This window comes from Kitasatospora sp. NPDC032757, assembly GCF_055579305.1.
Genome location: NZ_JBVINN010000011.1, coordinates 19,191 through 44,411, shown reverse-complemented (window position 1 = coordinate 44,411; position 25,221 = coordinate 19,191). Strand labels below are relative to the sequence as shown.

The 25,221-nt window shown below is 73.0% G+C and carries 30 protein-coding genes; 18 read left to right on the top strand and 12 right to left on the bottom strand.

What is annotated here, in order from left to right:
• Window positions 1-54: 54 nt before the first annotated feature.
• Window positions 55-1,635, top strand: a complete 1,581-nt coding sequence (gene tmpA / locus ACZ5WK_RS15605) for a 2-trimethylaminoethylphosphonate dioxygenase (protein ID WP_465547859.1) — start codon at window positions 55-57, stop codon at window positions 1,633-1,635.
• 93 nt (window positions 1,636-1,728) lie between these two features.
• On the opposite strand, the gene ACZ5WK_RS15600 is transcribed toward tmpA, so the two are convergent.
• Window positions 1,729-2,553 (bottom strand): GntR family transcriptional regulator, encoded by an 825-nt coding sequence (locus tag ACZ5WK_RS15600; protein ID WP_465548061.1) that lies wholly within the window; start codon window positions 2,551-2,553, stop codon window positions 1,729-1,731.
• A gap of 331 nt (window positions 2,554-2,884) precedes the next feature.
• On the opposite strand from ACZ5WK_RS15600, the gene ACZ5WK_RS15595 reads away from it, so the two are divergent.
• The 7 genes from ACZ5WK_RS15595 to ACZ5WK_RS15565 are packed head-to-tail and all read left to right on the top strand — an operon-like array spanning window position 2,885 to window position 8,391.
• Window positions 2,885-4,057, top strand: coding sequence for an ABC transporter substrate-binding protein (locus tag ACZ5WK_RS15595; RefSeq protein ID WP_465547858.1), 1,173 nt, complete (start codon window positions 2,885-2,887; stop codon window positions 4,055-4,057).
• Window positions 4,058-4,094: 37 nt separating this feature from the next.
• On the top strand, window positions 4,095-5,060 hold the full coding sequence (locus ACZ5WK_RS15590) for an ABC transporter permease (RefSeq protein ID WP_465547857.1): 966 nt from the start codon (window positions 4,095-4,097) through the stop codon (window positions 5,058-5,060).
• Complete coding sequence (locus ACZ5WK_RS15585; protein ID WP_465547856.1) at window positions 5,048-5,896, top strand: ABC transporter permease; 849 nt, start codon at window positions 5,048-5,050, stop codon at window positions 5,894-5,896. Before ACZ5WK_RS15590 ends, ACZ5WK_RS15585 begins: the two co-directional genes overlap by 13 nt.
• Window positions 5,897-5,916: 20 nt before the next feature.
• The gene (locus ACZ5WK_RS15580; protein ID WP_465547854.1) at window positions 5,917-7,002 is read left to right on the top strand and encodes an ABC transporter ATP-binding protein; all 1,086 of its coding nucleotides are present in this window, start codon (window positions 5,917-5,919) and stop codon (window positions 7,000-7,002) included.
• Window positions 7,003-7,037: 35 nt separating this feature from the next.
• Window positions 7,038-7,712, top strand: coding sequence for an HAD family hydrolase (locus ACZ5WK_RS15575; RefSeq protein ID WP_465547853.1), 675 nt, complete (start codon window positions 7,038-7,040; stop codon window positions 7,710-7,712).
• A 6-nt stretch (window positions 7,713-7,718) separates the two neighbouring features.
• On the top strand, window positions 7,719-8,039 hold the full coding sequence (locus tag ACZ5WK_RS15570) for a DMT family transporter (RefSeq protein WP_465547852.1): 321 nt from the start codon (window positions 7,719-7,721) through the stop codon (window positions 8,037-8,039).
• Between the two features lie 28 nt (window positions 8,040-8,067).
• Entirely contained in the window at window positions 8,068-8,391 is a 324-nt protein-coding gene (locus ACZ5WK_RS15565) for a hypothetical protein (RefSeq protein WP_465547851.1), read from the top strand.
• A gap of 60 nt (window positions 8,392-8,451) precedes the next feature.
• On the opposite strand, the gene ACZ5WK_RS15560 is transcribed toward ACZ5WK_RS15565, so the two are convergent.
• The 3 genes from ACZ5WK_RS15560 to ACZ5WK_RS15550 all read right to left on the bottom strand — a co-directional run bounded on the left by ACZ5WK_RS15560 (window position 8,452) and on the right by ACZ5WK_RS15550 (window position 10,772).
• A complete protein-coding gene (locus ACZ5WK_RS15560; protein WP_465547850.1) occupies window positions 8,452-9,111 on the bottom strand; it encodes a GyrI-like domain-containing protein in 660 nt (219 codons plus the stop codon).
• A 76-nt stretch (window positions 9,112-9,187) separates the two neighbouring features.
• Entirely contained in the window at window positions 9,188-10,411 is a 1,224-nt protein-coding gene (locus ACZ5WK_RS15555) for an RNA-guided endonuclease InsQ/TnpB family protein (protein WP_465547849.1), read from the bottom strand.
• 112 nt (window positions 10,412-10,523) lie between these two features.
• Entirely contained in the window at window positions 10,524-10,772 is a 249-nt protein-coding gene (locus tag ACZ5WK_RS15550) for a MerR family DNA-binding transcriptional regulator (RefSeq protein ID WP_465547848.1), read from the bottom strand.
• Here ACZ5WK_RS15550 and ACZ5WK_RS15545 point away from each other — a divergent pair.
• Window positions 10,771-11,415 carry a DUF6461 domain-containing protein gene (locus ACZ5WK_RS15545; protein WP_465547847.1) on the top strand — a complete coding sequence of 215 codons (645 nt, stop codon included), beginning with the start codon at window positions 10,771-10,773 and terminating at the stop codon, window positions 11,413-11,415. The two genes, ACZ5WK_RS15550 and ACZ5WK_RS15545, sit on opposite strands and share 2 nt — an antisense overlap.
• A 60-nt stretch (window positions 11,416-11,475) precedes the next feature.
• Here the strand turns inward: ACZ5WK_RS15545 and ACZ5WK_RS15540 are convergent, their stop codons facing one another.
• Window positions 11,476-11,676, bottom strand: a complete 201-nt coding sequence (locus tag ACZ5WK_RS15540; RefSeq protein WP_465547845.1) for a DUF397 domain-containing protein — start codon at window positions 11,674-11,676, stop codon at window positions 11,476-11,478.
• A gap of 142 nt (window positions 11,677-11,818) precedes the next feature.
• On the opposite strand from ACZ5WK_RS15540, the gene ACZ5WK_RS15535 reads away from it, so the two are divergent.
• The 5 genes from ACZ5WK_RS15535 to ACZ5WK_RS15515 all read left to right on the top strand — a co-directional run bounded on the left by ACZ5WK_RS15535 (window position 11,819) and on the right by ACZ5WK_RS15515 (window position 16,226).
• The gene (locus tag ACZ5WK_RS15535; RefSeq protein ID WP_465547844.1) at window positions 11,819-12,025 is read left to right on the top strand and encodes a hypothetical protein; all 207 of its coding nucleotides are present in this window, start codon (window positions 11,819-11,821) and stop codon (window positions 12,023-12,025) included.
• Between the two features lie 17 nt (window positions 12,026-12,042).
• A complete protein-coding gene (locus ACZ5WK_RS15530; RefSeq protein ID WP_465547843.1) occupies window positions 12,043-12,192 on the top strand; it encodes a hypothetical protein in 150 nt (49 codons plus the stop codon).
• 119 nt (window positions 12,193-12,311) lie between these two features.
• Window positions 12,312-13,733 carry an endonuclease/exonuclease/phosphatase family protein gene (locus ACZ5WK_RS15525; RefSeq protein ID WP_465547842.1) on the top strand — a complete coding sequence of 474 codons (1,422 nt, stop codon included), beginning with the start codon at window positions 12,312-12,314 and terminating at the stop codon, window positions 13,731-13,733.
• Window positions 13,734-13,747: 14 nt separating this feature from the next.
• Entirely contained in the window at window positions 13,748-15,697 is a 1,950-nt protein-coding gene (locus tag ACZ5WK_RS15520) for a phosphocholine-specific phospholipase C (protein WP_465547841.1), read from the top strand.
• Window positions 15,698-15,776: 79 nt separating this feature from the next.
• A complete protein-coding gene (locus ACZ5WK_RS15515) occupies window positions 15,777-16,226 on the top strand; it encodes a hypothetical protein (RefSeq protein ID WP_465547840.1) in 450 nt (149 codons plus the stop codon).
• A 225-nt stretch (window positions 16,227-16,451) separates the two neighbouring features.
• Here the strand turns inward: ACZ5WK_RS15515 and ACZ5WK_RS15510 are convergent, their stop codons facing one another.
• From ACZ5WK_RS15510 to ACZ5WK_RS15495, 4 genes are all read right to left on the bottom strand, one after another.
• Window positions 16,452-16,982, bottom strand: coding sequence for a GNAT family N-acetyltransferase (locus ACZ5WK_RS15510; protein WP_465547839.1), 531 nt, complete (start codon window positions 16,980-16,982; stop codon window positions 16,452-16,454).
• Between the two features lie 190 nt (window positions 16,983-17,172).
• Complete coding sequence (locus ACZ5WK_RS15505) at window positions 17,173-17,853, bottom strand: phosphonatase-like hydrolase (protein WP_465547838.1); 681 nt, start codon at window positions 17,851-17,853, stop codon at window positions 17,173-17,175.
• A 12-nt stretch (window positions 17,854-17,865) separates the two neighbouring features.
• Window positions 17,866-18,987: a TIGR03364 family FAD-dependent oxidoreductase gene (locus ACZ5WK_RS15500; protein WP_465547837.1), complete on the bottom strand. Its 1,122-nt coding sequence runs from the start codon at window positions 18,985-18,987 to the stop codon at window positions 17,866-17,868.
• A gap of 245 nt (window positions 18,988-19,232) precedes the next feature.
• Entirely contained in the window at window positions 19,233-20,474 is a 1,242-nt protein-coding gene (locus ACZ5WK_RS15495) for an alpha/beta hydrolase (RefSeq protein ID WP_465547836.1), read from the bottom strand.
• A 115-nt stretch (window positions 20,475-20,589) separates the two neighbouring features.
• Here ACZ5WK_RS15495 and ACZ5WK_RS15490 point away from each other — a divergent pair, with 115 nt between their 5' ends.
• Together ACZ5WK_RS15490 and ACZ5WK_RS15485 are read left to right on the top strand one after the other, a co-directional pair.
• Window positions 20,590-21,051: a MarR family winged helix-turn-helix transcriptional regulator gene (locus ACZ5WK_RS15490; protein WP_396320466.1), complete on the top strand. Its 462-nt coding sequence runs from the start codon at window positions 20,590-20,592 to the stop codon at window positions 21,049-21,051.
• 118 nt (window positions 21,052-21,169) lie between these two features.
• Complete coding sequence (locus ACZ5WK_RS15485; RefSeq protein WP_465547835.1) at window positions 21,170-21,532, top strand: hypothetical protein; 363 nt, start codon at window positions 21,170-21,172, stop codon at window positions 21,530-21,532.
• Window positions 21,533-21,548: 16 nt separating this feature from the next.
• On the opposite strand, the gene ACZ5WK_RS15480 is transcribed toward ACZ5WK_RS15485, so the two are convergent.
• The 3 genes from ACZ5WK_RS15480 to ACZ5WK_RS15470 all read right to left on the bottom strand — a co-directional run bounded on the left by ACZ5WK_RS15480 (window position 21,549) and on the right by ACZ5WK_RS15470 (window position 23,564).
• Window positions 21,549-22,061 (bottom strand): hypothetical protein, encoded by a 513-nt coding sequence (locus ACZ5WK_RS15480; protein ID WP_465547834.1) that lies wholly within the window; start codon window positions 22,059-22,061, stop codon window positions 21,549-21,551.
• 154 nt (window positions 22,062-22,215) lie between these two features.
• Entirely contained in the window at window positions 22,216-22,890 is a 675-nt protein-coding gene (locus ACZ5WK_RS15475) for a phosphatase PAP2 family protein (RefSeq protein ID WP_465548059.1), read from the bottom strand.
• Window positions 22,890-23,564, bottom strand: a complete 675-nt coding sequence (locus tag ACZ5WK_RS15470) for a DedA family protein (protein ID WP_465547833.1) — start codon at window positions 23,562-23,564, stop codon at window positions 22,890-22,892. The genes ACZ5WK_RS15475 and ACZ5WK_RS15470 overlap by 1 nt, the downstream gene beginning before the upstream one ends.
• Before the next feature lie 115 nt (window positions 23,565-23,679).
• On the opposite strand from ACZ5WK_RS15470, the gene ACZ5WK_RS15465 reads away from it, so the two are divergent.
• Window positions 23,680-24,090: a BlaI/MecI/CopY family transcriptional regulator gene (locus tag ACZ5WK_RS15465; protein ID WP_465547832.1), complete on the top strand. Its 411-nt coding sequence runs from the start codon at window positions 23,680-23,682 to the stop codon at window positions 24,088-24,090.
• Complete coding sequence (locus ACZ5WK_RS15460; RefSeq protein ID WP_465547831.1) at window positions 24,087-25,202, top strand: M56 family metallopeptidase; 1,116 nt, start codon at window positions 24,087-24,089, stop codon at window positions 25,200-25,202. The genes ACZ5WK_RS15465 and ACZ5WK_RS15460 overlap by 4 nt, the downstream gene beginning before the upstream one ends.
• Window positions 25,203-25,221: the final 19 nt, after the last annotated feature.

Below are 25,221 nucleotides of genomic sequence, written 5' to 3'. Positions count from 1 at the left end.
TGGTCGTGAAGTTGGCTATACAACTTCACGTGAACGCCGTCGAGGAGGAGACCCATGTCCGACCTGCCGCCGTACTGGCTGCGCGACAACTGCCCCTGCGCCGACTGCCGGGACCAGCGCAACGGGCAGAAGCTGTTCCAGATCACCGACCTGCCCGGCGACCTCGCCGTCGCCGCGCAGACCGAGCTCGACGGGCACCTGGAGGTGCTCTGGTCGGACGGGCACCGGTCGCGGTACCCGCTGGAGTGGCTCGGCGCGGAGCAGGAGGGGGACGGCCGGACGGAGGCGGACAAGCGGCTCTGGGTGGCGGCGGACTTCGCCGGCGGCCTCCCCGAGGCCGACTGGGCGGCCTACCTGGCCGACCCGGCCGAGCGGGCGGCGGTGCTGGGCGCCGTCCGGCGCAGCGGCTTCGCGGTGCTGCGCGGGGTGCCGGCCGTCGATCGGCAGGTGCTCGCGGTGGCCGGGACCTTCGGGTACGTGCGGGTCACCAACTACGGCGAGCTGTTCGACGTCCGGGTCGAGCCCGACCCCAGCAACCTCGCCTTCACCAGCGTCGCGATCGCCCCGCACAGCGACAACCCCTACCGGGACCCGGTGCCCACCCTCCAGCTGCTGCACTGCCTGGAGAACTCCGCGACCGGCGGGGACTCCGGCCTGGTGGACGGGTTCAAGGCCGCGGCGATCCTGCGCGAGGAGGCGCCGGAGGACTTCGCCGTCCTCACCCGCACCCCCGTCCCGTTCGTCTTCCGTGACCGCTCCGCCGAACTGCGCGCCGACCGGCCGCTGATCGAGGTGGACGCGCTGGGCCGGATCCGCGAGGTGCGGTTCAACAACCGCTCGATCGGCACCCTGCGCGGCGACGCCGCCGAGCTGGAGGCGTTCTACGCCGCGTACCGCCGGTTCGCCGCGATCACCCTGCGGCCGCAGCTCCGCCTGGAGTTCCGGCTGGACCGGGGCGACTGCCTGATCTTCGACAACGTCCGCCTGCTGCACGCCCGGACGGCCTTCGAGCAGGACGGCTCGCGCCACCTCCAGGGCTGCTACGCCGACCTCGACTCCCTGGCGTCCGCCCTCGCCGTGCTGCACCGGCGCGCCGCCGCGCTGGACGCCATCGGCGAGCTGTTCGCCGGCGAGGGCGCCGGGGAGTACCTGGGCGAGGCGGTCACCATGGCCGAGCACATGCTCCAGGCCGGCGCACTCGCGCAGGCGGCCGGGGCCGCGCCGCACCTGGTCGCGGCCGCGCTGCTGCACGACGTGGGGCACTTCCAGGGGGCGCTGCACGGACGCGACCTGATGCAGGGGCAGGACAACCGGCACAGCGACACGGGGGCGGACTGGCTGGCCCGGTGGTTCGGGCCGGAGGTCACCGAGCCGGTCCGGCTGCACGTGGCCGCCAAGCGCTACCTGTGCGCGGTCGAGCCGGGCTACCGGGAGCGGCTCTCCGAGGCCTCCGAGTACACCCTCCGGGTGCAGGGCGGCCCGATGGACGAGGCGCAGGCCGCCGCGTTCGCCGCCCTGCCGGGCGCCGAGGACGCCGTCGCGGTGCGCCGCTGGGACGAGCAGGCCAAGGAGGCGGACGCCGCGACCCCGGGCTTCGGGCACTTCCGGCCGCTGCTGGCGTCCCTGATGCGCTGAGGCGCGCCGCGGCGGCCCGGCCGGCACCGGCCACGGGTGGAGCGGGACGTCGGACCGGCCGGCCTCCCGCTCCGCCCGTTCCCGGGCCGCAGGTCAGTCGCTCTCCCGTGCGTGCCGCGAAAGCGCCGACGTGGCCAGCGAGTTGTGCACGCTGAACGCCACCGTGCCCGGCAGGTAGCGGTCCTGGGACCACTCCACCGGGGTGCCGGTCGGGTCGGTGGTCCGGCGCCGCTCGCGCAGCAGCGGGCCGCCACGGCGGCAGCCGAGCAGCCTGGCGTCCTCCGCGTTGGCGGCGACGACGTCGATGGTGTGGTCGGCGTCGGTGAACAGGATGCCGTGCTCGCGCAGGACTTCGGTGTGCGAGACCACGTCGGCCGGCAGCTGGGCGACGATCTCGCCGACCCTCGGCGGGTAGATCGTCCGCTCCACCATCACCGGCGTGCCGGAGAGGGTGCGCAGCCGGACGGTCACGTACACCTCGGAGCCCGGCTCCAGCCGCAGTTGCTCGCGCTCGGCGGCGTCGGCCGGGCGGCGGACCAGCGAGTCCAGGATGCCGCCGGGCTCCTCGCCCATCGAGTACGCCCAGTGCGTGAAGCTGAGCAGCTCGGAGAAGCTCTGCACCCGGGCGGTGCCGAGCACCACCCGCCGGGTGCCGCGCCGGGAGGTGACCAGCCCGTCCGAGCGGAGCACGGCCAGCGCCTGGCGGACGGTGCCGCGCGAGACGCCGTACTGCTCCGCCAGCGCGCCCTCGGCGGGCAGCCGGCCGGCCTCGCCGTACGTGCCGGTGGTGATCGCCTCACGCAGGTCGGCGGCCACCTTGCGGTAGAGCGCTCCGGCGGCGCGGTCCTGGCCGGCCGGCGCGGGCGCGGAGACAGCGGAGGCAGCGGGGGCCTCGGGGCGTTCGGGCTCCAGTGCCACGTCAGTCAAAGTCCCTCCTGGGGCGGTGTCCTGCGCAGCCGTACCGGCGCGGACAGCCCGACCATATCCCGCTGCGCCTTCGAAGCATCGCATCCGGTTGATCACTCCCCGATGGCCTGATTCGACCGTTCCCACAGCCGACTCCGGTTCTGGGCCATCCGTTCACCTTCCCGTCACCGGACTCCGGCGTACTTACCCCCGTCAGCGAAGTTGGCTAGTCAACTCGGACGGTTTCGAACAGCCGGCCCAGGGACCAGAAGAGCCCCTCGCGCGACCCGATCCCCCGATCTCGACATCTCTCGCAGTACGCCCCCGATCAGGAGACTGACCCGTGACCGTGCACCGTGCCCGCGCCGCCGCCCTCGCGGCCGTACTGACCGCCGCCGCGCTCTCCCTCACCGCCTGCGGCTCCGCCGGTTCGTCCACCGCGAAGTCCGGCGACGCCGCCAAGGCCGGCGCCAAGGACGCCAAGGACGCCGCTTCGGCCGCCGACCTCGGCGGCATGGACGCCCTCGTCGCCGCGGCCAAGAAGGAGGGCAAGCTGCACGTCATCACGCTGCCCAAGGACTGGGCCAACTACGGCAAGATCATGGACTCTTTCAAGGCCAAGTACGGCATCGAGATCGAGGACGAGAACCCGGACGGCTCCAGCCAGGACGAGATCAACGCGATCACCTCCCGCAAGGGCCAGGACCGCGCCCCCGACGTGGTCGACCTGGGCAGCGCCTTCGCGCTCCAGGCGGTCAAGGACGGCCTGCTCGCCCCCTACAAGGCGGCCACCTTCGACAAGGTGCCGGACACCATGAAGGATGCGAACGGCGCCGCCGTCAACGACTACGGCGGCTACATCTCCATCGGCTGCGACGCCAAGAAGATCGCCAACTGCCCGAAGACCTTCGCCGACCTGCTCAAGCCCGAGTACAAGGGCCAGGTCGCGCTGAACGGCAACCCGACCAAGTCCGGCTCGGCCTTCGGCGGCGTCTACGCGGCCGCGCTCGCCAACGGCGGTTCGCTGGACAACATCCAGCCCGGCATCGACTTCTTCGGCAAGCTGAAGCAGTCCGGCAACTTCAACCCGGTCGAGTCGACCCCGGCCACCATCGAGAAGGGCGAGACCCCGATCTCGATCGACTGGTCCTACCTGAACGCGGGCTACACCGACGAGTTCAAGGACAAGGGCGTCGACTGGAAGGTCTCCGTCCCCAGCGACGGCAGCTACGCCCAGTTCTACAACCAGGGCATCAACAAGTGGGCGCCGCACCCGGCCGCCGCCCGCCTGTGGCAGGAGTACCTGTTCAGCGCCGAGGGCCAGAACCTCTTCCTCGGCGGCTACGCCACCCCGGCCACCTTCGACGCCCTGAAGAAGGACGGCACCCTGGACGCCGCGGCCGCCGCCAAGCTGCCCACCGTCGAGAAGCCGTTCACCACCTTCCCGACCCAGGACCAGATCACGGCCGCCAAGAAGGTCGTGACCGAGAACTGGACCAAGGCCATCGCGGGCTGACACCCGGCAGCAGCGACCCGAACGGGCTGATCCACTCATGACCACGGCTCCCACCCCGGTGCCGACCACCCCCGCCGCCACCGACCTCGGTGGCGGCGCGGGGGCGTCCGCCACCGCCACGACCACCACCCCCACCCCCGGCCGGCGCGCCCGCCGGCGCCCCCGCGGCGGCGCCTGGCTCGCCACCCTGCCGCTCTTCCTGTTCTTCCTCGTCGGCTTCGGCCTGCCCGCCGTCGCCATCGTGATCGGCGCCTTCACCACCTCCACCGACGCGGAGGGCGGTGGCGGCCAGTTCACCTTCGACAACATCACCGCCTCCGTCCAGGGCGCCTACCGGACGGCGATGGTCAGCAGCCTCGAACTGTCCGCGCTCACCGCGCTGCTCGCCACCCTGATCGGCCTGCCGATCGCCCAGGCCGTGGTGACCTCCCGGAACGGCTGGCTGCGCCAGGCCGTGCTGACCGCCTCCGGCGTGCTCGCCAACTTCGGCGGCCTGCCTCTCGCCTTCGCGTTCGTCGCCACCCTCGGCAACGCGGGCGAGGTCACCAAGCTGCTCCACCTGACCGACCACGGCTGGTCGCTCTACTCCTTCACCGGCCTGACCATCGTCTACCTGTACTTCCTCATCCCGCTGATGGTGCTCACCATCACCCCGGCCCTGGACGGCCTGCGGGTGCAGTGGCGCGAGGCCGCCCACAACAACCGGGCCACCACCGTGCAGTACTGGCGCCACGTCGCACTGCCGATCCTGCTGCCCTCGCTGCTCGGCGGCTTCGTGCTGCTCTTCGGCAGCGCCTTCGCCGCGTACGCCACCGCCGCCGCCATGGTCGGCGCGACCGTGCCGCTGGTCAGCCGCTCGATCGCGGACGCGCTCTCCGGCAACGTGCTGGTCGGCCAGGGCAACCTCGCGCTCGCCCTCAGCCTCAACATGATCGTGGTGGCCGTCCTGGTGATGGCCGTGTACCTCCCCCTCCAGCGCCGGAGTGCCCGATGGCTCAGCTGACCTCCGCCCGTGCCAAGTCGCAGCGCCGCCCGGTGCGTTGGTGGCGCGGCGCCGTCCTGCTGCTCGCCGGTGTCTACTTCGTCGTGCCGCTGGCCGCCGCCGGGTACTTCTCGGTCGACGACCCGAAGGGCTTCTCCTTCGAGGCCTACACCGGCCTGCTGAGCGCCCCCGGCTTCCTGGACAGCCTCTGGCTCACCCTCGAACTGGCCGTCGTCACCGTCCTGGTGCTGCTGCTCCTGCTGGTGCCGGCGCTGATCGCCGTCCGGCTCGGCGTGCCGAAGCTGCGCCCGGTGATCGACGTGCTCTGCACCCTGCCGCTGGTCGTCCCGCCGGTCGCGCTGACCGCCGGCCTGATCGGCGTGCTCCGCTGGGGCCCGGACTACCTGATGGACACGCCGTTCTTCCAGACCTTCGTGTTCGTCCAGGACCCGGACTTCCCGCTGGTCCTGGTCATCGCCTACGTGCTGATGTCGCTCCCGCTCGCCTACCGGGCACTGGACGCGGGCCTGCGCGCCGTGGACGTGCGCACCCTGGTCGAGGCCGCCCGCAACTGCGGCGCGAGCTGGCCGCGCGCGGTGTTCACCGTGGTGCTGCCCAACCTGCGCGGCGCGCTGCTGAACGCCTCCTTCCTGACCCTGGCGCTGGTGCTCGGCGAGTTCACCGCCGCCTCGATCCTCGGCTACCAGCCCTTCCCGGTGTGGATCTACTCGGTCGGCAACAGCCAGGCCCACATGTCGGTCGCGGTCTCCATCCTGAGCCTGCTGATCACCTGGCTGCTGCTGCTCCTGCTGGCCACCGTCGGCCGCGAGCGCCGGCACAAGACCACCACCTCCTGAAACCCCCGGAGTTACCCACCATGACCACGGTTACCGCCCCGCCCACCGGCGTCCCCCTCGCACCCGGCAGCGCGACCGTCGAATTCCGCACGCTGCGCCGCTCGTTCGGCGCCACCACCGCGCTGGACGGCCTCGACCTGACCGTCCACCCGGGTGAGCTCCTCGCCCTGCTCGGCCCGTCCGGCTGCGGCAAGACCACCGCGCTGCGCATCCTGGCCGGCTTCGAGCAGCACGACTCCGGCCAGGTGCTGGTGGACGGCCGGGACATCACCGCGATCCCCGCCCACAAGCGCGACGCGGGCATGGTGTTCCAGTCGTACAGCCTCTTCCCGCACCTCACCGCCGCCGACAACGTGGCCTTCGGGATGCGGATGCGCGGCACCGGCAAGGCCGAACGCCGCAGGCGCGCCCAGGAGCTGCTGGAGCTGGTCGGCCTGCCGCAGCACGCCGACCGCTACCCGCACCAGATGTCCGGCGGCCAGCAGCAGCGCATCGCACTGGCCCGCGCGCTCGCCCTGCAGCCGCGCGTGCTGCTGCTGGACGAGCCGCTCTCCGCCCTGGACGCCAAGGTCCGCCTCTCGCTGCGCGAGGAGATCCGCCGCCTCCAGCAGGAGCTGGGGATCACCACGCTGTTCGTCACCCACGACCAGGAGGAGGCGCTCTCGATGGCCGACCGGGTCGCGGTGCTGCGCGCCGGCCGGCTGGAGCAGTGCGCCACCCCGTCCGAGCTGTACGCCCGCCCGGCGACCGCCTTCGTCGCCGAGTTCGTCGGCACCATGAGCCGCATCCCGTGCGTCCGGGCCGGGGACGGCGTCGAGGTGCTCGGCCGCCGGCACCCGGTGGACGGGGCGACGCCGGCCGACGGCTCGCTGGAGGTGCTGGTCCGCCCCGAGAACGTGATCCTGGCCCCTGCCGCGAACGGCCCGGCCCTGGTGGTCTCCGCGTCGTTCCTCGGCGCCGTCACCCGCCTCACCGTCCGCCTCGACGACGGCACCGAGGTCAAGGCCGACCTGCCGACCGAGGCCGCCGCCGCCCTGCCGATCGGCTCGCGCGCCGCGCTCACCCTCCCGGAGCGCCCGGTCCTGGTGGACCGCCGTACCGTCTGAAGCACCGTCTCCTAGGATCCACCGAAGGTACCGCCATGCCTGCAGTCCCCGTTCCCGCCGCCGTCCTCTTCGACATGGACGGCACCCTGGTCGACACCGAGCACCTCTGGTGGCAGGCCGCCGCCGAACTCGCCGACGAGCTCCACCACTCGCTCACCGACCAGGACGCCCCCGAGGTGCTCGGCCAGGCCGTCGAGCACACCGCCGCCCACCTGCACCGGGTCAGCGGCACCGAACTCAGCGAGGCCGAGCTCGCCGACCGGCTCGGCGAGTCCTTCGCCGGCAAGGTCGCCGCCTCCACCGTCCCGCGGCCGGGCGCCCTCGCCCTGCTCGCCGAGCTCCGGGACGCCCGGGTGCCCACCGCCCTGGTCTCCGCGTCCCCGCGCCGGGTCGTCGACCTGGTGCTCTCCACCATCGGCCGCGACTGGTTCGCCGTCACCCTGGCCGCCGAGGACACGCCCCGCACCAAGCCCGCGCCCGACCCCTACCTCGCGGCCGCCGAGCGGCTCGGCCTGGACCCGGCGGTCTGCGTCGCCGTCGAGGACACCCCGACCGGCGTCGCCTCGGCGACCGCCGCGGGCTGCGCGGTCCTCGCGGTGCCGTCCAGCGACGTCGCGATCCCCGACGGCTCCCGGATCACCCTGCTGGACAGTCTGGTCCACGCCGACCTCGCCCTGCTCGGGAAGCTCGGCGCCGAGCCGGCGGTTTGACCGGCCATGGCCTATCTTCTGCTCGCCCTCGCCATCGTCAGTGAGGTCTGCGCCACCAGCGCCCTCAAACTCACCGAGGGATTCAGCCGCCTCTGGCCGAGCATCGGCGTCGCCGTCGGCTACGTGCTCTCCTTCGCGCTCCTGGGCAAGGCGCTGAAGCACATACCGGTCTCGGTCGCGTACGCGGTGTGGTCGGGTGCGGGGACGGCCGCCGTGGCGGGCATAGGTGTCGTCGCCTTCGGCGAGTCCCTGGGCCGGCTCCAGTGGCTGGGCCTGGCCCTGATCATCGTCGGCGTGGTGGTGCTCAACCTGAGGGGCAGCCACTGAGCCGCGCCGGGTGTGCGAGCATTCGGACATGCTGACCTTCGAGACCCTCGCCACGTGGCTGGAGACGCGGTACGGGTGGCAACGCCCCGAGCGGCGGATCGCCGACCGCGGCTTCGCGTACTCGGTCGACACCCAGCCGGACGCGTACCTCGACGGCGACGAGTCCGCGATGACCTGGGGCAACGGCCCGATCATCGTGCTCAAGCGCACCGGTGCCGTGTGGCCGCTGGGCTCCAGCCCGATCTTCCTCCCGTTGTTCCAGGCCTGCACCGAGGCCGAGTTCGAGAAGGCGGTGGCGACGGCGATGCCCGGCGTGGACCCGCGGCGGCCGCACGAGGTCGTCCCCTTCTGAGCCCCGCCCGGAGCGGGAGGCCGGCCGGTCCGGCTTCCCGCTCCGGGCCCGGTGCTGCGATCAGCCGGCCGTCGCGTCCTCGATCGGCCAGGCGATCTCCAGGCGGTTCTCCGGGTGGCCGGGCGTGCCGGTCCAGTGGCGGAAGATCTCCTGGACCGGGCCGGCGAACGCGAAGCCGTGCTCGGTGATCCAGCTCGCGACGGCGTCGTACGCGGTGTGGATCTGCGGGAACACAGCCGCCGCGCCCTCCACCACCGTGCTCGCGTAGGTGCCCTCCGGGACGTCCAGCACGTACATCCCGTCCGGCAGGTCCGCCGGCTGCGCGCCGGTCGCCGAGAACGGCAGGCAGGCCTCGACCAGGGCCTCGCTCTCCTCGTTGCACAGTCCGTGGTAGCGGGCGAACGCCGGCCCGGCGAAGGTGAGCGGGCCCTGGCCCGCGACGCTGTACATCTCCCGATACGCAGGGAGCATGACCCCGTCCAGGGCGGGCTGGTTCAGCGTCGCACTGCGGACCAGCGCGCGTACTGCGGTGCCCTCGCGGATGGTGACACGGTGCTGCGTTTCTTCTCCCTCGGTCAGCCGGGCCAACAGGCTGTGGACGACGGAACGCTGGACCTCCAGCCGACGCTCGGCACCCGTCACGTGTTCGCGCACGGCCGCCGCCAGCTCCGCACCGTCCTCGCCGCCCGCGAGCAGGCAGCGCACCTGCTCGATCGGCATGTCCAGTTGCCGCAGCGCCCGGATCAACTGGGCCGTCCGGAGCTGGTCGCGCCGGAATTGACTTCCGCTCCCTGCCCTACTGGGCGGGGATTCCTACCACGGTCGTCTGACCGTCTCGGTGGGTTCCTGCTTCAACGCGCTGTGCCGGGAGGAGTCCCGGTCTTACCTTCGCTCCACAGGCTGACACCGCCAGTCCGGCGGCCTTGGCGACGTTGACCGCCGCGTTCACATCCCGGTCAAGGACCGTCCCGCACGCCCCGCAGGTCCACTCCCGGACGTGCGGGGGCTTGGGCCCATCCTTGACCCCGCACCGCGAGCAGACCTGTGACGTCGGCTCGAAGCGGCCGCTGCGTAGGAAGGTCCGGCCGAACTTGGCGGCCTTGTACTCCAGCATCGTGACGAATGCCGACCATCCGGCGTCGTGCACCGACTTGGCCATGCGCGTACGGGCGAGTGCCTTGACCGCCAGGTCTTCCACGGCCACGGCTTGGTTCTCGCGCGTGATCTTCGTGGACAGCTGGTGGTGGAACTCGCGCCGCGCGTCGCCCACCTTCGCGTGAGCGCGGGCGACCTTGATCCGGGCCTTGTCGCGGTTGCCGCTCCCCTTCGCCTTACGGCTGAGGGCCCGCTGCGCGCGCTTGAGCTTCTTCTCCGCGCGGCGCAGGAACTTCGGACTGTCGATCTTCGTGCCGTCGGAGAGGATCGCGAAGTGGGACAGGCCAAGGTCGATCCCGACCATGCCGGTCGTCTCCGGGAGCAGGTCCGCGTTCGGGTCGGTCTGAACGACGAACGACGCGAAGTATCTCCCCGCCGCGTCCTTGATCACCGTCACCGACGACGGGACCGACGGCAGGGACCTGGACCATTTCACCCGCACGTCGCCGATCTTCGGCAACGACAGGTCACCGCCCGGCGTGATCTTCCACCGGGCGTTCGCGGTGAACCGCACCGCGTGCCGGTTGTCCTTGCGGGACTTGAACCGGGGCGCTCCCATGCGGGGGCGCTTGCCCTTCACGCCGTCGAAGAAGTTCCGGTACGCGCAGTCCAGGTCCCGCAGGGACTGTTGCAGGACCACCGCCGAGACTTCCCCGAGCCACGCGCGTTCCGGGGTGAGCTTCGCTTCGGTGATCAGCGACTTCGACAGGTCGCCGGTCTTCGGGAACGGCTCGCCTGCGGCACGGGCGGCCTCACGAGCCCGCAGGGCGTCGTTGTAGACCACCCGCGCACACCCGAACGCCCTTGCCAGCGCCGAACGCTGAGGGCCATTCGGATACAGGCGGAAGCTGTACCGAAGCTGCATGATGATCAACCTATCGGGAGGCACTGACAACAGCGCGGGAGGGTGCGAACGTGCACGTCAGAGCAACACTCAGAATCGCTTCACCACCGGACTGAAGCCCGGTGCACTGCGATTAGTTCCGGTAGCGGTAGCCGCTCTCCGGGTCGACCAGGGCCGGCGCCAACACGCCACTTGCGTCGTAGTGCCGCAGGGTCGTGACCGAGAGGCCACTGGCCTGCGCGAACTGCCCTATCGGCAGCAGGTTCGTCCTGTCCCCGGAGGAGACTGTGCCGTCTCGGGTTACCCGAGAGTCAAGCGGTGGCCCCGCTGCCCGGGGTGTGCCCGGTGATGTGTCAGTCCCATGCGCAACGGTGGTCACCATGACAGACGGAATCACCTGGCTCGCCGCTCCCCAGTCCATCGCCTACGGGGGCTACAGCGTGGTGCTGGCCCGCGGTCTCGACGCGGAGGAGCTGGTATCGCGGCTCACCGCGGCCGTGTTCGGGCCGAAGCGCACCGCACGCCCCCTCGGCGAGCTCACCGGCAGCGAGCTGACCGAGGAGTTGGAGGACGAGTACGGCGACGCCTTCGACGGGATCGGCCTGCGGTACGGGCAGGACGGCGAGTGGTCGTTCGTGGTCAGGTACGGCGGCTGGCAGGGAGAGTTCGGCAGCGAACCTCCACTGTCCCGCGGCGGCGCCCACGTCTACTTCCTGGAGTACGAGGAGGAGAACGGGAAGCCGGTGCCGCCGCAGTTCGCGTACCTCCACGACGAGCGCCTGATGTGCGCGTTCAACCTTCATCTGGACGGCTCGTGGGGCTACGACGGCGTCCGCGGGGACCGGGAGGTGGCCGCTCGCGTCGAGGGCATGCTGACCGCCGCCGGACTGCCGGACGAGAACATGGCCCGCCGCGACGTCCACCGCACCTCGCTGGAGATCATCGAGCGGTGCTTCGGCCTCTCGCTGCCCCGGGCGCGCATCGTGGACGAGGCCCTCCCGGCGGTGGACCTGGAGATCGAGTGACCCCACCGGACACGCAGTGCGGCGCGCCAGTTGGCAATCCCTGCCAACTGGCGCCCCACGTCAGCCGGGCCGGCCAGCCTTGATGTCGGCGATCAGGCTCTGCCAGCCATCGCCGGTGAACCGGAGGCTCAGGCCGGACTTGTCCTTGGAGTCACGGATGGCGATCCCCGAGGGCAGGTGCAGGGCCTCCACGCAGTTGTCGCCCTGCTGGCTGCTGTAACTGGACTTGAACCAGCCGGTCTCATCGTGCGAGTGAGGCATCAAAACTCCTTGGCTGCTCGCTCGGAATCGCCTACACCTCATCACCCTCACTGTCGACGGCAACCCGCGCCTGCGCCGCCTCCACCAGATCGAGCCCTGGCCCGAGGTCAAACGCTGAGCGCCAACGAAAGGCGAGGCCGCCATGGGCGACCCCACCCCCTACACGACCGCCCCCGGCGAACTCGTCCACGACCGCCGGACCAACCGCCCCGGCGTCCTCATGGACACCATCGGCGGCCGTCTCTACCTCCGCCCGCCCGGCGGCGGCATCGAATGGACCCCCCATCCCGCGCACATCGCCTGGCCGACGTCGCCGCCCGCATCGCCGGAGCCGCCGTCGCCGTCCTGATCGCTATCGGGCTGGCAATGCTCGCCAGCTACCCGCTCCGGGACGACCACCCCGGCCCGGCCAACCTCCTCTTCCTGCTCGTCCTCTGCGTCAGCACCGTTCTCCTCAACGCGACCATCGGCCAAGCGATCCAACGCCGTTCGTCAACGACCAAGACTCAACAGTGAGTTGTCCATCCTTCTGGCGTCCGGTCATGCCTCGTTCACACGGAGTATGTCGCCCTTCGGGTCAATAGGCGTCTAGTTGTTCAGCCAACTAGCCGCTCTCCCCGACCCGAAGGACCCTCGTGGCCACAGGCAGCTCCCTCACCCTCGCCTCGCCCGCCAGCCCCACCGAAGGCGACAAGCTCACCTTCCACTGGAGCACCACCGCCCCCGACCCGAAGAACTGGGTCGGCATCTACGACGGCACCCGCCAGCCCGGCACCGGCTCGTCCCTGCTCTGGAAGTACACCCCCGGCGCCTCGGGCGACATCCAGCTCGACACCTCCGCCCTCACCGGCGGCCCGTACACCGCGTACCTGCTCGCCAAGGACGGCTACGGCATCCTCGCCCAGACCGCGCCGTTCTCCTTCCGCCCCAAGCCCGCTCCCGTCCGCCCGCACCTGGCCGTGGACGCGCTCACCGCGACGGCCGTGGCGCCCGGTGGCGCCGTCTCCGTCAAGCTCGGCGGCCTCTGGTGCCGCCCGGCCGGCACCCCGACCTTCCGCAAGATCAGCGGGCCCTCCTGGCTCGCGGTGGCCGGCGACGGCACTGTGACCGGTACCGCTCCCTCGACCACCGGCGAGGTGCAGGCCGTCATCGGCGTCAAGGACACCGCCGGTGTCACCGACACCCTCACCCTCACCGTCCCGGTCGCCGACCCGGCAGCCGCGCCGCGCCTGAAGGCGGCCAGCTGGAACCTCGCCAACGCCGGAGCCGCCTTCACCGACGCGCCGGAGAAGCAGCTGCGCGCCGTCCTCACCCAGGACCTGGACGTGCTCGCCCTCCAGGAGACCGTCGGGACGGCCGCCCAGAGCCTTGCCACCGCCCTCGGCTGGTACGCCTACCAGAGCGCCGGCAGCGTCGGCATCCTCAGCCGGTACCCGCTCGCCTCCGTCACGGCCGTCACCGCCTCGCTGCCCGCCGCCGGGGCCACCCTCCAACTGCCCGGGGGCCGCAGCGTCCGCTTCTGGGCCGCGCACCTGGACGAGACGAACTACGGCCCGTACGCCGTCCAGGACGGCCAGAGCGCCGCACAGGTGGAGGCCGCCGAGACCGCCTCCACCCGCGGCCAGCAGGCCCGGGCGCTGGCCGCGGCCGTGCAGGCCGACATCACCGCCGGCCGCGCCGTCGTCCTCGGCGCCGACCTCGCCTCACCCTCCCACCTGGACTGGACGGCGGCCGCCGCGCCCGCGCACGGCGGCGTCGGCCCGCTCAACTGGCCCGTCACGGTGGCCCTCCAGAGCGCCGGCCTGGCCGACTCCTACCGTCGCGCCCACTCCGACCCGGTGGCTGCACCGGGCGCCACCTGGTCGCCGACCCGCAAGCAGCGCGCCGCCGGAAAGGCCGAGCCGCAGGACCGCATCGCCGCCGTCCACTTCGCCGGCCCGCTCACCCCGGTCGAGGCCCACACCCTCACCACCGGCTGGCCGCAGCCGGACCCGAACGCCGCCGGCAACGGCTGGCCCTCGGACTGCGCCGCCGCCGTCGCCACCTTCCAGCTCTGAGAGGCCTGTTCGCGATGTCCGAACTTTCCCGTCGTACCTTCGTCGGCGCCACCGCAGCCGCCGGCGCCGTCGCGCTCACCGGCCTCCCCGCCACCGCCGCCCGAGCCGCCACCCCGAACGGCAGCATCGCCGACGTCAAGCACGTCGTCGTGCTGATGCAGGAGAACCGCAGCTTCGACCACTACTTCGGCACCCTCAACGGCGTCCGCGGCTACGGCGACAAGCAGGCACTCCAATTCCCGGACGGCACCGATGTGTTCCGCCAGCCCGACGCCGGGCGCAGCGACGGCGGCGCCATGCTGCCGTACCGGATGGACACCTCCAAGTACAACGCGCAGAACGCGGGCGGCCTCGCCCACGACTGGGCCACCGGCCACCAGGCGATCAACAACGGCGCGATGAACAAGTGGATCGCCGCCAAGGGCGAGCGCGCCATGGGCTACTTCACCCGTGCCGACATCCCCTACCAGTTCGCGCTGGCCGACGCGTTCACGATCTGCGACGCGTATTTCACCTCCCTGGCGGGCCCGACCGACCCCAACCGCCTCTACCTGTGGACGGGAACGGCGGGCCCGGGCCGGGACGGCACCACCGGGCCGTGGATCGACAACACCCCGGTGACGGACAACCCGGTGGCGGACTGGACGACGTACGCCGAGCGCCTCCAGGCGGCCGGCGTCTCCTGGCGCGTCTACCACAACCCGAGCAAGGACGACCGCACCGGCGACTACGACGACAACGCCCTCTCCTACTTCAAGCAGTTCCACAACTTCCCTACCACGGACCCGCGTTACATCAACGCGATGACCAAGTTCGACCCGGCCGCGTTCGACGCCCACTGCAAGGACGGCACCCTGCCGACCATCTCCTGGCTCGTCGCGCCCTACCTGTTCAGCGAACACCCCAGCGCCAGCCCGGACTACGGCGCGCACTGGGTCAACACGGCGCTGCAGTCACTGATGTCCAACCCGGCGGTCTGGCAGCACACCGTCTTCCTCGTCATGTACGACGAGAACGACGGCTACTTCGACCACATGGTCCCGCCCACCCCCGAGCCCGGTACGCCCGAGGAGTTCACCCAGGGCCGGGCGATCGGCCTCGGCAACCGGGTGCCGCTCTGGGTCGCCTCTCCCTGGTCACGCGGCGGGTACGTCAACTCCCAGGTGTTCGACCACACTTCGGTGCTGCGGTTCATGGAGCAGGTCACCGGTGTCGCCGAACCCAACATCTCCGCGTGGCGGCGGGCCGTCTGCGGCGACCTCACCAGCTGCTTCGACTTCACCGCGCCCGACTACTCGATACCGCAACTCCCGGACACCGTCGCCCTGATGGCCAAGGCCGACGCGGGGGCGAAGCTGCCGGGCGTCGCACTGCCCGCCGTCGGCGCCCAGTCGATGCCCGTCCAGGAGTCCGGTTCACGCCCGCACCGACGGCTGCCGTACCGGCCGTGGGCGGACATCACCGTCGACCGGGCGACCGGCCTGATCACCTGCACCCTGGCCAACTCCGGTTCCGCCTCCTTCCCCTACACCGTCTACCCCAACATCGTGTACGCCTTCGCCGGCACCCCGTTCACCGTCGCCCCCGGCGCCTCGCGGACGTACACCTGGGACGCCTCGACGACCGACGGCCGCTACGACTTCACCGTCCACGGCCCCGACGGCTTCGTCCGCCGCTTCGCCGGCACCGTCGTCCGCGCCGACCAGGACGACATCGCCGTCCCCGTCGTCACCGCCGCCCCCGGCACCTCGGCGCTCACCTTCACCCTGGCCAACACCGGCCGGACCGCCCTCACCTTCACCCTCACGCCCAACGACTACGCGGGCACCCCCCAGACCGTCCGCGTCGGCCCCTCCTCCACCACCACCGTCAGCTACCCGCTCGACCAGTCCCGCTACGACGTCACCGTCACCGCCCCCACCGGCACCCGCTTCACCCAGCGCTACGCGGGCACCCTGCACTGAGCCCGTGAGCCCCGGAGTGGGAAGTCGGCCCGCCCGGCTTCCCACTCCGCTGTCGGTGGCCGGTGGGAGCATCGGCCGTATGGGAGTTCTCTTCGGCTACTACGCCACCGCCGACGACCGGGCAGCGGCAGGGGCGATCGAGCGCGACGACGACGAAGCGTTCGGCGTCGGTTACGACGGCTTCGTGGTCAAAGGCGTGGACCCGATGGTCAACCTGCTGCCCGCCGAAGCACTCCTCACCGGCCGCTCACCCGACGAGGCCCGCGCCGACCCCCGGCACACCCGGCTGGTCGCGATGGTCGGCGACGGCGAGGTCGTCGCCGTCACCCTGACCGACACCCTCCGGGACGCGCTCGCCGCTCCCGACGACGGGTCTCTGGCCGGCATCGCCCTGGCGTGGTCCGGCTCCGACGCCTTCGCCGACCCGGCCGAGCCGGACCACCTCGCGGTCTTCCTCCGGCAGCTCGCCGCCCTCGCCCGCCGCGCAGCCGGCCGGGGGCACCGTCTCTACTGCTGGATCTGCGTCTAGAGATGGTCCTCCGCCCACCAGCGACCGCTTCGGATCCAGCACGCCCCGCCGAGCGGGGGACGGCCGCCCAGGAGTGGGAGGTCGGCCTGCCCGATTCCCCGCTCCGGACGGGCTATCGCCCCGACAACCGGCCGGTGTCCGCGAGGAGGAACTCGCCGTACTCCCGGACCGTCCGCAGCCGGCGGCGCAGGGCCAGCGCAGCCCCGACGCCCCGTCCGTCCGCGATCACCGGGATCGACCCGGCGTCCACCCGGCGCTGCCCGCTCCCGAGCCGAGCTCCTTGCGCATCAGGGTGCACATCGTCTCGTACCGGCGCAGCGAGCCGTCCGGCGCCCGCTCGTCCCACGCGTCGGGCTGCCTGTCGTAGGCGACGTATCCCAGCCGCTCGTACAGGGCGCGGGCCCGCGGATTGTCCTCCTCCACGCCGAGTTTGGCGTGGCGCAGGCCCCGGCTCGTGATCCGTTGCTCCGCGGCCCCGACCAGCAGCGTCCCGATCCCGCAGGACTGAAGGGCGGGGTGGACGGCCAGCTGCCAGATGGTGCCGGCCCCCTCCTTGGCCCGGTAGTCGACCCCGGCCTTCGCCACCGGCACACCCGTCGGCGTGCAGACGGCGAGGTAGTCGACCTCACCGCGCCGGGCGCGCACCAACTGCTCGGCCACGTTGACGAGATGGAGGTCGGACCCCGACCACCCGCACGACGCCAGGTCGGCGTGCACCAGATCGCGCACCGACAGTTCCAGTACCACCTCGGCCATCTTCGCCACCTCCGGCTGGTCAGCTTCCCCGGCGGTCCGCCCTAGACGCAACGGCATTTCGCACGGCACCGCGACACCCCGCCCGCACCGCGCCCCCACCCCCCGGCACCGCGGCGGCCGCGCCTTCGGCCGAGCCGCCGGCCCCTGCGCCCCAGCCCTCGCAGGCCGGAGCGCCGAGGCCGGCCGTCGTTCAGCCCCGGGCCAGCAGCCCCGGCAGCTCGGCGACGGACCCGAGCACGTGCGTCGCCCCGTCGGCGCGCAGGCGGGCCTCGTCGTGGGCACCGGTGAGGACGCCGGCCACCACCGAGGCGCCGGCCCGGGAGCCGGTCAGCATGTCGTAGCCGGTGTCCCCGGCGAGGGCGATCTGCCGGACGGAGTCGGTGCCGGTGCGCAGCAGTGCGGTGAGGGCCAGGTCCGGGTAGGGGCGGCCGCGGCCGGCCTCGGCGGGGCAGAGGGTGAGGTCGGCGACGGCCTCCCAGCCGAGCGCGCGCAGGATCCGGTCCTGGGTGGCGCGGGAGAAGCCGGTGGTGAGGACGACCTTCCGGCCCTGGCCGCGGAGTTCGGCGATCGCCTCGGCCGCGCCGGGCAGGGCGGCGCAGTGGCCGGCGTCGACCAGGTCGTGGTAGGCGGCCTCGAAGGCGGCGTTGGCGGCCTGGGCCTTCTCCTCCGCCCCGAACAGGTGCCGGAAGACGGAGATCTTGGACTCGCCCATGGTGGCCCGGACGTGGTCCAGCATGCGGGCGTGCTCGGGACTGCCGCCCTCGACGCCGAGGGAGCCGGCGGCGGCCCGGAAGGCCTGCTCGACCAGGCCGTCGTCGGCGACGGTGGTGCCGGCCATGTCGAGGACGACCAGACGGATGTCGGAAGACATGTTCAACTTTCCTTACAGGTTGGCGAGTTCGGCGGTCTTCTCGGCGATGGCCGGCGAGCAGGTCATGCCGCGGCCGCCGGGGCCGGTGACCAGCCAGACGGCGTCGCGGACCTTCTCGCGGTGGACGACGCGGGTGGTGTCGACGCACTGCGCGTACACGCCGGCCCAGCGGCGGCGGATCCTGGGCAGCGGGCGGCCCAGCAACTCCTCAGCCACGCCGACCAGGTGGTCGTACGGGTCCTCGACGACGTCGAAGCCGAACGGCTGGTCGTACTCGTGGGTGTCGCCGATGGTGAGGCCGCCGTCGCGGCGCTGGACCATCAGCAGCTGCATCTTGTGTTCGGCGGCGACGGGCGGCTGCGGCTGCGCGGCCCTGAGCTGCTCCAGTGCACTGCCCGCGAAGGCGGGGTAGTAGCGGAAGCTGTCGCCGTCGGCGACCGGGGTGGTCAGCGTCTCGCCCAGCGGGTCGGTCTGCATCATCTGCAACCGGACGCGTCGTACCGGGAGTTGAGGCGCCAGCTCGCGCACCAGGCCACCCAGCCAGGCGCCGGTGCAGAGCACGACGAGGTCGCCGGTGTGGGTGTCGCCGTGGTCGTCGCGGACGGCGTTCTCGCCGATCACCTCGCGGACCTCGCGCGCCGGCAGGAAGGTGTACCGGCCGCTGGCCTGCAGGGCGGCGCGCAGGGCGGGCTGGGCGGTGCGGGGCTCGACGACGGCGTCCCGCTCGCACCACAGGGCGCCGAGCAGCTTGCCGCGCAGCGCGGGGTTGGCGGCCCGGGCCTCGTCCTCGCCGAGCAGCCGGTAGCCGCGTGCGGCGGCGTCGGGCAGGGTCAACGCCTGCTCGGCGACGGCGAGTTCGGCCTCGGTGCGGATCGCGGTGAGCGAGCCGTTGGCCCGGAAGCCGAGGTCGGGCACCTGTGCGCCGATCCGCTCCCACAGTTCGCGGGCGCGCAGCGCGGTGTCCAGCTCCTCGCCGCCCGCGCGGCCGCTGACCCAGACCAGCCCGAAGTTGCGCACGGAGGCGCCGCGCGCCTCGGCCTCGCGCTCCAGGTGGACGACCTCGTGGCCGCGTTCGACGGCCTGCCAGGCGTGCATGGTGCCGAGCACGCCTGCTCCTACGACGATGACTCTCATGCGGCCAGGCTGGTGCCGCGAGGTGGCCGGGAGGAGTCCGGATCCGGTCCCGAAGGTGAACCGACCGAAAAGTTGTACAGACAACCGGGCCGCGCCGGACGGGGCGGCACCCCGCCACCCCACCCAGCGCGACCCGAGCGGTCACCGGGTCACACGGCCACGCGGTCACGCGGTCACGCGGTCACGCGGTCGCGCGGCCACCAGGCCACCCGGTCACCAGGCCACCCGGTCACCAGGCCACCCGGTCACGCGACCCCGACCGGATCGGTGCCGAGCCACCAGGCCGGGGCGGCGGTGCCGTCCGTCGTCCGGCCGTCGGCGTGCACGTAGTGCCGCACATCGCGCCCGGGTTCGCGCAGTTCGCCGTCGAGGGCCCGCTCCAGCCACTCCGCGCCGAATCGGAAGACCTCGGCCGCGACGCCGCCCAGCGGGTGGAACTCGTTCTCGTAGACCCGCAGCTCCTTCGGGGCACGGATCCGCTCGTACGTCGCCATCGCCTGCTCCAGCTGCGTGAGTTCGTCGAACTCGCCGATTCCCACGAGGACCGGGCAGGTGATGTCCGCGACGAGGCCGCCGAGCGGCATCCGGGCGGCGAGCTCGCGGTCGAAGGCCTCCTCGTCGGTATAGCCGGCCATGAACATGTAGTTGTTCTTGAAGCTGGGCTGCGCCCGGTCGAAGATCGTGTGGAAGTCGCCGCTGACCCCCTCGAAACTGGCGAGCGCCGCGAGCCGGGGGTCGGCGGCCGCGGCCCGCATCCCCCAGTAGCCGCTCATGCTGATGCCGAACATGCCGATCCGCTCGGGGTCGACCTCGGGCAGACCGACCAGGTGGTCGAGGTAGCGGCTGATCGCGCGCTCGTAGTTGGTGAGGTCGACGGTGAGCCCGCCGGCCCGGGACTCGCCCTGGCCGGGCCCCTCGATCGAGAGGGCGACCACGCCGCGCGAGGTGTAGTAGCGCTCGGCGGCATGGATGTAGTCCTCCTTGATCATGTCCATCCCCGGGCCGAGGATGACCGCCGGCGCCCCCTCGACCACGCCGGCCGGCAGGTGCAGCAGGGCGTGTATGTGCCGGCCCTCGAAGTCCAGGACGACCCGGCGCACCCGGCGGCCGCGCAGCTCGCCGAGCCTGGCGACACAGTGGTCGGCCCGCTCCCGGAAGGCGCGCTTGCGCGGGTCCGCCGCGTCGAAGACGGAGTACTGCGCCCGGCCCCACATGACGGCGGCCCGCAGGTAGAGGTCGGCGGCGGTGCGGGGGTACCCGCCCCGCTCGTGGTGGGCGGCCCGCTCCTCGGCCTGGCCGGCCACGGTCGCCCACGCCTTGGGCAGCATGGCGCCGCTGCGGACCAGGGCGAAGACCTTGTCGAAGTCGGTGTGGTCGTGGCCGAGCTGCTCCATCGTGCCCTTGGCCTGCGGGTGCAGCGCGTCGAAGCCGCCCTGGGCGAGGGCGAGGTCGAGGGCCCAGCTCTGCCCGGTCGATCGCATGGTCATGACGGGTACGCTCCGTTCGGCGGGACGACTAAGTACTTAATCATTAAGTCCTTATGCTTATCCTGTTTGTCAACCGCCACCGGAGAACCCCACCACCGGAGAAGGAGAAGCGACCATGCCGGAGCAGACCGCCGAGGACGCCACCCGCGCCCTCGCCCTGGACGGGCTGGCCCGCGCCGCCTACAGCCTCAGCGCGGCCGACGCCCGCCTGCGCGGGCGGGCCACCCGCTCCCGCGGCGCACTCTCGCTCACCCACGCCCGGGCCCTGCGGGTGCTCGCCGACGAGGGCCCGCTGCCGGTCAGCCGGCTGGCGGCGGGCACCGAGACCACCCCGGCCGCCACCACCCAGCTGGTCAACGGCCTGGAGGAGGCCGGCTACGTCACCCGCGAGCGGCCGGAGCACGACCGCCGCTCCACCCTGGTCGCCCTCACCCCGGCCGGGCGCGAGCGGCACCGGCTGCGCACCGAGTCGCTGATGGAGTCACTGGAACGGCTGACCGACGGCCTGGACACCGGGGAGGTCGAGACCGTCACGACCGTCCTGCGCGGCCTGGTCGGGGTCTACGACGAGCTCTGAGCGCGCCGCCCGCACGGGCCGCACAGCGCCGCCCGCACGAGCACCCGCCCCGCACCACACCCGCCCCACCCCGCACGGGCCGCACACCGGCCCACCGACACCGTCCGGAGAACACCTCATGACCGAAACCACCCCCGAACCGTCCCGCCCCCGCGGCGGGCGCCGCGCCGCCGGAGCCGCCGCCGTGCTCGCGGCCCTGGGCATCGCCGGCCTGGTCTGGGCCGTCCTGCGCTGGAGCGATCTCGCACCCTCCGGCTACGGCCTCTCCCGGTTCGCCGGCAAGTCGGGCGTCAAAGCCGTTGCGGTGGCCGGCGCGGGGATCGTCGCCCTCAGGTACTACCTCGCCACCCGCCGCCGCAGCGCAACGGACACCGCAGCGAAGGCAAGCCCGCCGGACGTCTCCGCGCCGGACACCGCCGCCCGGACGGCGGACGCGACACCGAACCCGACGCCGACCCCGGCGCCCCACCGCGAGGCCTGACACACCGCCGGGGCCGCTACCGCACCACCGCGGCCCGCAGGTAGTTGCGCCGGCCGAAGTGCGGCTCGTCCACCGCCGTCAGCTCCTCCACCTGGAACCGGTACAGCGCCGCGGCCCCGCCTCCGGTCAGGAACTGCCGGCGCACCTCCTCGTCCTGCCCGAAGATCGGGAACCGGCCACGGTAGGCCGCGAACGCGGCCTCCGCCTGGTGCCCCCACGCCTCGCCCGCGCTGCCGGTCAGCTGGATGCCGCGCAGCTGCTCGCCGAAGACCGGCGGCGGCAGGAAGACGGTGGCCGCGGCCCGGGCCTCCTCGGCGAGATGGTGGCTGTGCCGGGTGGCGCGTTCGCTGACGAAGTACAGGACGAGGTCGTCGTCGTACGCGAAGAAGGCCAGGTTGGCGTGCGGGCCGTGCTCGTGGCCGGCGGTGGCGAGGGTGAGCACCATGGCCTCGCCGAGCAGCCCCTCCACGCCCTTGCGGAGCTCCTCCGCGGGCCAGTCCCCCTGGGTGACGTCGAGTCGGTACGGCATGGGCGGCACTTCCCTCCACGGGCACGGCGGGCGCACCGCGGCGCCCCGGCACGACTGAGCCGGGCGGGCGCCCCTGTCACAGGGGCCCCTCGCCCGGCTCACATGCTCCTCCCGCCACCCCGGCCGGACAAGGGCCGCGGCGGGGGTACCGCTCTCAGCGCCGCTGCGCCTCCAGCGGCGTCGGGCCGCCCGCCGCGGCGACGGCGCCGGCGCCGAGCAGCGGGCGCAGCCCGCCGGCCCGGGCCCGGTCGACGAGCGGCGCGGCCCGGCCGGCGGCCAGCGCCAGCGGGATCGCCACCAGGACGCCGACCGCCGCGCCGACCAGCACGTCGTGCGGGTAGTGGACGCCGACCCAGACCCGGGAGGCACCCATCAGCACGGCGGCGATGCCGGCGATCCTGCCGAGCCGCCGGTCGGCGATCCAGAGCGCGGCCGCGGCGGCGAAGGCGATCACCGTGTGGTTGCTCGGGAAGGACCAGTCACCGGCGCCCGGGCAGGTCTCCAGGGTGCCGCGCACGCCCAGCTGCGCGCAGGGCCGGACCTCCTCCACCACTCCCTTGAAGCCGGAGTTCACCACGTAGGCGACGACCACGATCAGCGGCGAGGCCAGCACCCGGGCCATCACGCCCGGGCCGGCGCCGCGCGCCCGCCACCACGCGAGAACCATCAGGACGGCGAACAGGCCGAGGCCGATCGCGGACCAGACCTTGATCAGCTGGTCGAGCCAGTACGGCGCGGCGTCGGCCCATCCGACCACCCTGCTGTAGAGGCCGCCGTCGATGCCGCTGCCGTCGTACACGGCGAGCGCGCGGGGGGACGTCGAAGGCATCATCGGCCGTCACCACCGTCACGCCGGGCCTTCCGGGCGCGGAACAATTCGAGAACAATCGGGATCACGGAGACAACTACTACCAGACCGATGATGGGAAGCAGGTACTGGTCGATGCTGGGCACCGACGAGCCGAGCACGTAGCCGGCCATGACCACACCGACCACCCAGAACACCCCGCCCGTCACCTGCCAGAAGGTGAACGAGCGGACCGGCACCTCCAGCACGCCGCACATCGGGTTCAGCACCGTCCGGACGACCGGGATGAAGCGCGCGAGCACGATCGCCTTGCCGTGCCCGTACTTGGCGAGCATCTCGTCGGCCCGGCCGATGCCCCGCTGGAGACTCTTCCGCTCGGTCCGGGCGAGCAGCGTGCGTCCGCCCCGCCGGCCGATCAGGTAGCCGGTCTGCGCGCCGATCAGGGCGCCGGCCAGGGCCGCAGGGAGCACCTGGTACAGCTCCAGCTGCGGGCCCTTGGTGGCGCCGGGGACGCAGAGCAGGCCGGCGGTGAACAGCAGCGAGTCGCCGGGCAGGAAGAAGCCGACGAGCAGGCCGGTCTCGGCGAAGAGCACGACGGCGATGCCGAGCGCGCCGAAGGACGCGAGCAGCGACGAGGCGTCCAGCACGTTCACCGCGAGTGCGTGAACGACCGGATCGGCGGACGACTGGAGCAAGGCTGGCAGACCTCCCGTACGTTGGAGGGCGGCACCAGTGGAGCACGCCCTCAACCGTCTACAGTGACGTAGACGGTCTACACGACTGTAGACGAATCCTGGAGGAACCGCCGCCATGTCCGACGTACCGTCCGCCCGCCGGCCCGCCGGGGAGCTGGAGGCCGAGGTGCTGGCCACCCTCTGGTCCGCGCACCGGCCCCTGACGCCGCAGGACGTCCAGGCGGCCCTCGGCGACGGCCTCGCCCGGACCACCGTCGCCACGATCCTCGCCCGGCTCCACGAGAAGGGCACGGTGGAGCGCACCCGGGCGGGTCGCGCCTACGCGTACACCCCGACCGTGCAGGACCCGGCCGGCCTCGCCGCCCGCCGGATGCACACCGAACTCGGGCGCGAGGCGGACCGCTCCACCGTCCTGGCCCGCTTCGTCTCCGACCTCTCCGCCGAGGACGAGAGGCTGCTGCGCGAGCTCCTCGGCGACGGCGCGGCCGGCGACCCCGCGGACACCCCCGGACCGGCGGCCCCGTGATCGTCGCCGTCTGGGCGCCCCTGCTGCTGCCCTTCCTCGCCGCCCCACTGGCCCGCCGCCTCGCCGAGGCGCTCACCCCACGGGCCGCCGCCTGGACACTGGCCGCCACCGCGGCCGTCCTGGCCGGCGGCACGCTCTGCTCCCTCGGCCTGCTCGCCGCCGCCGGCCTGCTCCAGCTGCCGCCGGTCGCCGCCCTCGGCCACCTCTCGCTGCCCTGGCCGGCCGCCGCCGCACCACGGGCCGCACTGTCGGCCGCACTGGCCGGGCCGGCGCTGGCCGCACTCGCCGTCCTGGGCGTCCGCACCGCGCGCCTGCGCCACCGCGAACTGCGCGCCGCCCGCGCCGACCTCGGCCCCTGCGACGGGGTGCGGCACGCGGACGACCACGACCAGCATCCGGACATGCGCCCCCTGCCCGCCTCCGTGCGCCAGGTGCGCGCCCGGGGTCTGCGGCGCTCCCCGCTCGGCGAGCACGCCCGCGCACTCCTCCGCCCCGCAGGCCCCCACCCGCTCGCCGTCCTGGACGACGACCGGGCCGACGCCTTCGCCCTCCCCGGCCGCCTCCCCCGCCCCGGCCGGCCGGCCGAACCGGGGCGGATCGTGGTCACCACCGGCATGCTGCGCGCCCTCACCGCACCCGAGCGGGCCGCCCTGCTCGCCCACGAACGCGCCCACCTCGCCGCCCGCCACCACCTCTTCCTGGCCCTCGCCGAGCACGCCGCCGCCGTCCATCCGGCGCTGCGCCCGCTGCGCGCTCCGCTCGGCTACCACCTGGAGCGATGGGCCGACGAGGCCGCCGCCGAGCGGGTCGGGGACCGCGCCGTGACCGCCCGCGCGGTCGGCCGGGCCGCCCTGGCGGCGAGCCGCTCCCCCCGGCCGGCCCGGCCCCGGCTGGCCCCGGCCGCCCACACCGGGCCGGTCCCGCGCCGGGTCGCGGCCCTGCTCCTGCCGCGCCCCGCCGCGCCCCGCACCGGCCGCAGCGCCGCCGCCCTCGCGCTCGCCGCCTGCCTGGCGCTGACGGCCGCCGCCGCGCTGGACGCCACCGCCGACCTGCACCACACCGTCGAGGCCGCCCAACAGGGCACCGATCCGCGGCACCAGGACCTGCACTAAAGGGCAACCGCCTCCGATC

What these genes read in the sequence shown, in the direction of transcription:
- tmpA (WP_465547859.1), top strand. Translation starts at nt 55, where the DNA reads ATGTCCGACCTGCCGCCGTACTGGCTGCGCGACAACTGCCCCTGCGCC.
- ACZ5WK_RS15590 (WP_465547857.1), top strand. Translation starts at nt 4,095, where the DNA reads ATGACCACGGCTCCCACCCCGGTGCCGACCACCCCCGCCGCCACCGAC.
- ACZ5WK_RS15585 (WP_465547856.1), top strand. Translation starts at nt 5,048, where the DNA reads ATGGCTCAGCTGACCTCCGCCCGTGCCAAGTCGCAGCGCCGCCCGGTG.
- ACZ5WK_RS15580 (WP_465547854.1), top strand. Translation starts at nt 5,917, where the DNA reads ATGACCACGGTTACCGCCCCGCCCACCGGCGTCCCCCTCGCACCCGGC.
- ACZ5WK_RS15575 (WP_465547853.1), top strand. Translation starts at nt 7,038, where the DNA reads ATGCCTGCAGTCCCCGTTCCCGCCGCCGTCCTCTTCGACATGGACGGC.
- ACZ5WK_RS15570 (WP_465547852.1), top strand. Translation starts at nt 7,719, where the DNA reads ATGGCCTATCTTCTGCTCGCCCTCGCCATCGTCAGTGAGGTCTGCGCC.
- ACZ5WK_RS15565 (WP_465547851.1), top strand. Translation starts at nt 8,068, where the DNA reads ATGCTGACCTTCGAGACCCTCGCCACGTGGCTGGAGACGCGGTACGGG.
- ACZ5WK_RS15560 (WP_465547850.1), bottom strand. Translation starts at nt 9,111, where the DNA reads ATGCCGATCGAGCAGGTGCGCTGCCTGCTCGCGGGCGGCGAGGACGGT.
- ACZ5WK_RS15555 (WP_465547849.1), bottom strand. Translation starts at nt 10,411, where the DNA reads ATGCAGCTTCGGTACAGCTTCCGCCTGTATCCGAATGGCCCTCAGCGT.
- ACZ5WK_RS15545 (WP_465547847.1), top strand. Translation starts at nt 10,771, where the DNA reads ATGACAGACGGAATCACCTGGCTCGCCGCTCCCCAGTCCATCGCCTAC.
- ACZ5WK_RS15550 (WP_465547848.1), bottom strand. Translation starts at nt 10,772, where the DNA reads ATGGTGACCACCGTTGCGCATGGGACTGACACATCACCGGGCACACCC.
- ACZ5WK_RS15540 (WP_465547845.1), bottom strand. Translation starts at nt 11,676, where the DNA reads ATGCCTCACTCGCACGATGAGACCGGCTGGTTCAAGTCCAGTTACAGC.
- ACZ5WK_RS15535 (WP_465547844.1), top strand. Translation starts at nt 11,819, where the DNA reads ATGGGCGACCCCACCCCCTACACGACCGCCCCCGGCGAACTCGTCCAC.
- ACZ5WK_RS15530 (WP_465547843.1), top strand. Translation starts at nt 12,043, where the DNA reads ATGCTCGCCAGCTACCCGCTCCGGGACGACCACCCCGGCCCGGCCAAC.
- ACZ5WK_RS15520 (WP_465547841.1), top strand. Translation starts at nt 13,748, where the DNA reads ATGTCCGAACTTTCCCGTCGTACCTTCGTCGGCGCCACCGCAGCCGCC.
- ACZ5WK_RS15515 (WP_465547840.1), top strand. Translation starts at nt 15,777, where the DNA reads ATGGGAGTTCTCTTCGGCTACTACGCCACCGCCGACGACCGGGCAGCG.
- ACZ5WK_RS15510 (WP_465547839.1), bottom strand. Translation starts at nt 16,982, where the DNA reads ATGGCCGAGGTGGTACTGGAACTGTCGGTGCGCGATCTGGTGCACGCC.
- ACZ5WK_RS15505 (WP_465547838.1), bottom strand. Translation starts at nt 17,853, where the DNA reads ATGTCTTCCGACATCCGTCTGGTCGTCCTCGACATGGCCGGCACCACC.
- ACZ5WK_RS15500 (WP_465547837.1), bottom strand. Translation starts at nt 18,987, where the DNA reads ATGAGAGTCATCGTCGTAGGAGCAGGCGTGCTCGGCACCATGCACGCC.
- ACZ5WK_RS15495 (WP_465547836.1), bottom strand. Translation starts at nt 20,474, where the DNA reads ATGACCATGCGATCGACCGGGCAGAGCTGGGCCCTCGACCTCGCCCTC.
- ACZ5WK_RS15490 (WP_396320466.1), top strand. Translation starts at nt 20,590, where the DNA reads ATGCCGGAGCAGACCGCCGAGGACGCCACCCGCGCCCTCGCCCTGGAC.
- ACZ5WK_RS15485 (WP_465547835.1), top strand. Translation starts at nt 21,170, where the DNA reads ATGACCGAAACCACCCCCGAACCGTCCCGCCCCCGCGGCGGGCGCCGC.
- ACZ5WK_RS15480 (WP_465547834.1), bottom strand. Translation starts at nt 22,061, where the DNA reads ATGCCGTACCGACTCGACGTCACCCAGGGGGACTGGCCCGCGGAGGAG.
- ACZ5WK_RS15475 (WP_465548059.1), bottom strand. Translation starts at nt 22,890, where the DNA reads ATGCCTTCGACGTCCCCCCGCGCGCTCGCCGTGTACGACGGCAGCGGC.
- ACZ5WK_RS15465 (WP_465547832.1), top strand. Translation starts at nt 23,680, where the DNA reads ATGTCCGACGTACCGTCCGCCCGCCGGCCCGCCGGGGAGCTGGAGGCC.